The sequence below is a fragment of the Arthrobacter sp. 2YAF22_2 genome (assembly GCF_052114645.1).
In the GTDB taxonomy this organism is placed as follows: domain Bacteria; phylum Actinomycetota; class Actinomycetes; order Actinomycetales; family Micrococcaceae; genus Arthrobacter.
The window spans coordinates 1-4,324 of record NZ_JBFRFD010000321.1 but is presented as its reverse complement, the minus strand read 5'-3'; the positions used below and the strand labels follow the sequence as shown (position 1 = coordinate 4,324).

Annotated in this window: 4 protein-coding genes; all 4 read left to right on the top strand. The window is 67.3% G+C overall.

The window, feature by feature from the left end; all coding sequences use genetic code 11:
* Positions 1-344 (top strand): potassium-transporting ATPase subunit KdpA (locus tag AB4Y86_RS13150; RefSeq protein WP_441402663.1); only part of this gene is annotated, 344 nt, incomplete at its 5' end.
* Positions 341-2,467: a potassium-transporting ATPase subunit KdpB gene (gene kdpB, locus AB4Y86_RS13145; protein WP_441402662.1), complete on the top strand. Its 2,127-nt coding sequence runs from the start codon at positions 341-343 to the stop codon at positions 2,465-2,467. The genes AB4Y86_RS13150 and kdpB, both read left to right, overlap by 4 nt.
* Positions 2,468-2,476: 9 nt before the next feature.
* Positions 2,477-3,106: a K(+)-transporting ATPase subunit C gene (gene kdpC / locus AB4Y86_RS13140; RefSeq protein WP_441402661.1), complete on the top strand. Its 630-nt coding sequence runs from the start codon at positions 2,477-2,479 to the stop codon at positions 3,104-3,106.
* Positions 3,107-3,118: 12 nt separating this feature from the next.
* On the top strand, positions 3,119-4,324 hold a 1,206-nt coding region (locus AB4Y86_RS13135; protein ID WP_441402660.1), incomplete at its 3' end, for a universal stress protein.

The following is a 4,324-nucleotide window of genomic DNA, read 5'->3' as shown; positions in this document are numbered from 1 at the left end:
CACCAGCCACGGGGCCGCACCAGTTCAGCGAAGTGCTCTACGCCTTCACCTCCGGGGCCAACAACAACGGCTCCGCTTTCGGCGGCATCACCACGTCGGGGCCCTTCCTATCCACAATGATGAGCCTGGCGATGCTCCTGGGCCGCTTCCTCCCGATTGTCCTGGTGCTCGCTCTCGCCGGCTCCCTCGCCCGACAGGGCAAGATTCCCGTCTCCGCCGGCACCGTCCCCACCCACGGCCCGCTGTTCACCGGATTGCTGCTCGGCGTCACAGTGATCCTGACCGCTCTGAGCTATTTTCCGGCCGTCGCCCTGGGACCGCTTGCAGAAGGACTCGTCAAATGACCCCGTCCCGGACGGACACCGCCGCCCAAACCTACGCCGACGGCAACCCGCTCGGCACCCCCGGCGAACACAAACACCACACCAAAGCCCCGGCGAAACTGACGCTCGCGTCCGTCGCCGCGGCGCTGCCGCTGGCCGTAAGGAAGCTCGCGCCCCGGCAGATGGTCCATTCCCCGGTCATGTTCACCGTATTGGTGGGGGCGGCCCTATGCACGGCGATTTCCCTGTACCAGCCTTCAGTCTTCGGCATCGCCGTCACCGCGTGGCTGTGGCTCACCGTCCTCTTCGGCACTCTGTCCGAGGCCATCGCCGAGGGCCGCGGCAAAGCCCAGGCTGACAGCCTCCGCGCCAGCCGCAAGGGTGTGATGGCCCGGCTCCGGTTGCCCGACGGCACTACCAGGGACGTCCCGGGGACGGAGCTGAGGCTCAATGACGTTGTAGTCTGCGAAGCCGGGGATGTCATCCCCTCGGACGGCGAAATCATCGAAGGCCTGGCCAGCGTCGATGAATCGACCATCACCGGCGAATCGGCGCCTGTCATCCRCGAATCCGGCGGCGACCGCTGCTCCGTCACCGGCGGCACGAAGGTCCTCTCGGACCGGATCGTTATCCGGATCACAGCGGCCCCCGGCGAGACGTTCATTGACCGAATGATCAAGCTGGTCGAGGGCGCAGTCCGGCAGAAGACCCCCAACGAGATCGCGCTTCACGTGTTGCTCGTATCCCTGACCATCGTGTTCCTGGCCGTGACCATGTCGCTGGCCCCGTTTGCCGCCTTGGCCGGCGCCACGCCGTCCCCGATCGTGCTGGTGGCCCTACTGGTCTGCCTGATCCCCACCACCATCGGCGCGCTGGTCCCGGCAATCGGCATCGCCGGGATGGACCGGCTGGTCCAGCACAACGTGCTCGCCACCTCCGGCCGCGCCGTGGAAACCGCCGGAGACATCACCACCCTCCTGCTCGACAAGACGGGGACCATCACGTACGGCAACCGCCGCGCCGTCAATTTCTTCCCCGCCGACCATGTCGAGCGGACCCGGCTCATCGAAGCGGCCCGGGTCTGCAGCCTGGCCGACGACACCCCCGAGGGCCGTTCGATCGTGGACCTTGCCGCCGACAAGGGCGTAACGGGGCAGGATCTGGCCACCCTTGAACGCAGCTCTGGCGATTTTGCGGTGGTTGCGTTCAGCGCCAGCACGCGCATGAGCGGGCTGGACCTGGACGGGATCCAAATCCGAAAAGGCGCAGCCTCCGCGGTGATGGCATTCGTTGCCGAATACGGCGGACACTCCCCGGCGGAGGTCGACCACAGGGTCAACGAAATTTCCGCCCAGGGCGGCACACCTCTGCTCGTCGCCCAGGTGGGCAATGATGGCCGCGCGGACATCCTTGGAACCATCCACCTCGCCGACGTCGTCAAACCCGGCATGCACGCCCGCTTCGCCGAACTGCGGCAAATGGGCATCCGGACCGTGATGATCACCGGCGACAACCCCATCACCGCCAAGGCCATAGCCGCCGAGGCCGGGGTGGACGACTTCCTGGCCGAAGCAACTCCGGAGGACAAACTCGCGGTCATCAAAAAGGAACAGGCCGCAGGCCAGCTCGTGGCCATGACCGGAGACGGCACCAACGACGCCCCGGCCCTGGCCGCGGCCGACGTCGGCGTCGCCATGAACTCAGGCACCCCGGCCGCCAAGGACGCCGCCAACATGGTGGACCTCGACTCCGACCCCACCAAGCTCATCAACATCGTCGGCATCGGCAAGCAGCTCCTCATCACCCGCGGCGCCCTGACCACGTTCTCGGTGGCCAACGACGTCGCCAAGTACTTCGCGATCGTCCCGGCCCTTTTCACGGCCACCTTCCCCGGGCTCGGGCTGCTGAATATCATGGGCCTCGCCACACCGTCCTCAGCCATCCTCTCGGCGGTGATCTTCAACGCCCTGATCATCATCGCCGTGGTGCCGCTCGCGCTCCGCGGCGTCAAATACCGTGCCGTGTCCGCCAACCAGGCACTGGCCCGGAACCTGTTGATCTACGGGCTCGGCGGGCTCATCGCCCCCTTCATCGGCATCAAGATCATCGACCTCCTGATCTCCCTCATCCCCGGAATTGGCTAGGAGCGTCCCATGAACATTCTCACCGGCTACCTCCGACAGCTCGGAACAGCCGTCCGGTTCCTGCTTTTCGCCACGATCGTCCTTGGCGTGGCCTATCCCTTGGCCGTATTCGGCGTCGGGCAGCTGATCGCCCCCCACCAGGCCAACGGCTCCATCATCAAGGACAGCGCCGGCGCGCCGGCGGCCTCCGCCCTGATCGTCCAGGCCTCCGCCAACGATGCGGGAGCCCAGGACCCTCGGTGGTTCCACGCCCGGCCTTCCGCCGTGAAGTGGGACCCGGCGTCGTCCTCGGCGTCGAATCTGGGCCCCAACGATCCGACACTGCTCGCCGCCGTGGCCGCGAACCGGGCCGCCGTCGCCGCCGGCGAACGGGTCAGCGAGGCCGAGGTGCCCGCAGACGCCGTGACGTCCAGCGGGTCAGGACTGGACCCTGACATCTCCCCTGCGTACGCCCGGCTTCAGGTTCCGCGGGTGGCGGCGGCACAGGGCCTGAGCACCGACGTCGTCGGGTCGCTGGTCGGCCGGCACACCAGCGACGGCCTTGAGGCCTTCCTCGGCCAGCCATCCGTCAATGTGACCGCCTTGAACCTCGATGTGGCCGCTGCCGCCCAGGCGTCGAAGTCGCCGCGATCCAAGTGAAAGAATGACGGCATGGCACGTGGAACGCTGCGCATCTTCCTAGGGGCAGCGCCTGGGGTCGGCAAGACCTACGAGATGCTCGAAGAAGCGCATCGGCTGGGCAAGCGCGGGACGGACGTCGTCGTCGCGTTCGCCATGGACCACGGGCGCAGCGAAACGCGCGCGCTCCTGGACGGTCTCGAAGTCATCCCGCCCAAGCGCCTGCCCTACCGGGGTACTGCGTTTGAAGAGATGGACCTGGACGCCGTCCTGGCCCGGGCACCGGGTACCGCGGTGGTGGACGAATACGCCCACTCCAACATCCCCGGCAGCCGCAATCCCAAACGCTGGCAGGATGTCGACGCGCTGCTGGACGCGGGGATCGACGTCCTGTCCACCGTCAATATCCAGCATCTCGCATCCCTGGGCGACGTCGTCAGCGCCATCACCGACGTCCACCAAGCGGAGACGGTCCCTGACGATGTCGTCCGCCGGGCGGACCAGATCCACCTCGTGGACATCTCCCCCGAACTGCTCCGCCAGCGTCTGGGCGACGGGAAGATCTACGCGCCCGAAAAGATCGACGCCGCCCTCTCGAACTACTTCCGGCTGGGCAACCTCACCGCCTTGCGGGAGCTGGCGCTCCTGTGGCTGGCGGACCGTGTGGACGAGGGCCTGGCCAAATACCGGGCCGAAAACGGCATCGAGGAAAGCTGGCCGGCCCGCGAGCGCATCGTGGTGGGACTGACCGGCGGCCCGGAAGGAGACGTCCTCATCCGACGGGGCGCCAGGATCCTCAACAGGGTCAACGGTGGTGACCTGCTGGCGGTGCATGTCCGGGTGGCGGACGGGGTGGCCAACGAGTCCCCGCAGGCGCTCGAAGCCCAACGCCATTTGATCCAGGACCTCGGCGGCAGCTACCACATTGTGACCGGCGAGGATCCTGCGGCCGCGTTGCTGGACTTCGCCCGCAGCGTCAACGCTACCCAAATCGTCGTGGGAATCTCCCGGCGTAACAAGGTGTCCGCCCTGCTGGAAAACCTGCTTGGCGGAGGCGTCGGCACGCGGGTGGTCCGGGATTCCGGCGACATCGACGTCCACATGGTCTCGCACCCGCTCGGAGGGCGTGGCTCGCGACCATCCCGGCAACGCGATCTCGGCCGTGTCCGGGTGACGGTGGGATTCGCCCTGGCCGTCGTGCTCCCGGCCGTCCTGCAGCTCTTCCTGCTGTTCCTCAAC

Coding starts and splice junctions, on each gene's coding strand:
- kdpC (WP_441402661.1), top strand. CDS start 2,477: ATGAACATTCTCACCGGCTACCTCCGACAGCTCGGAACAGCCGTCCGG.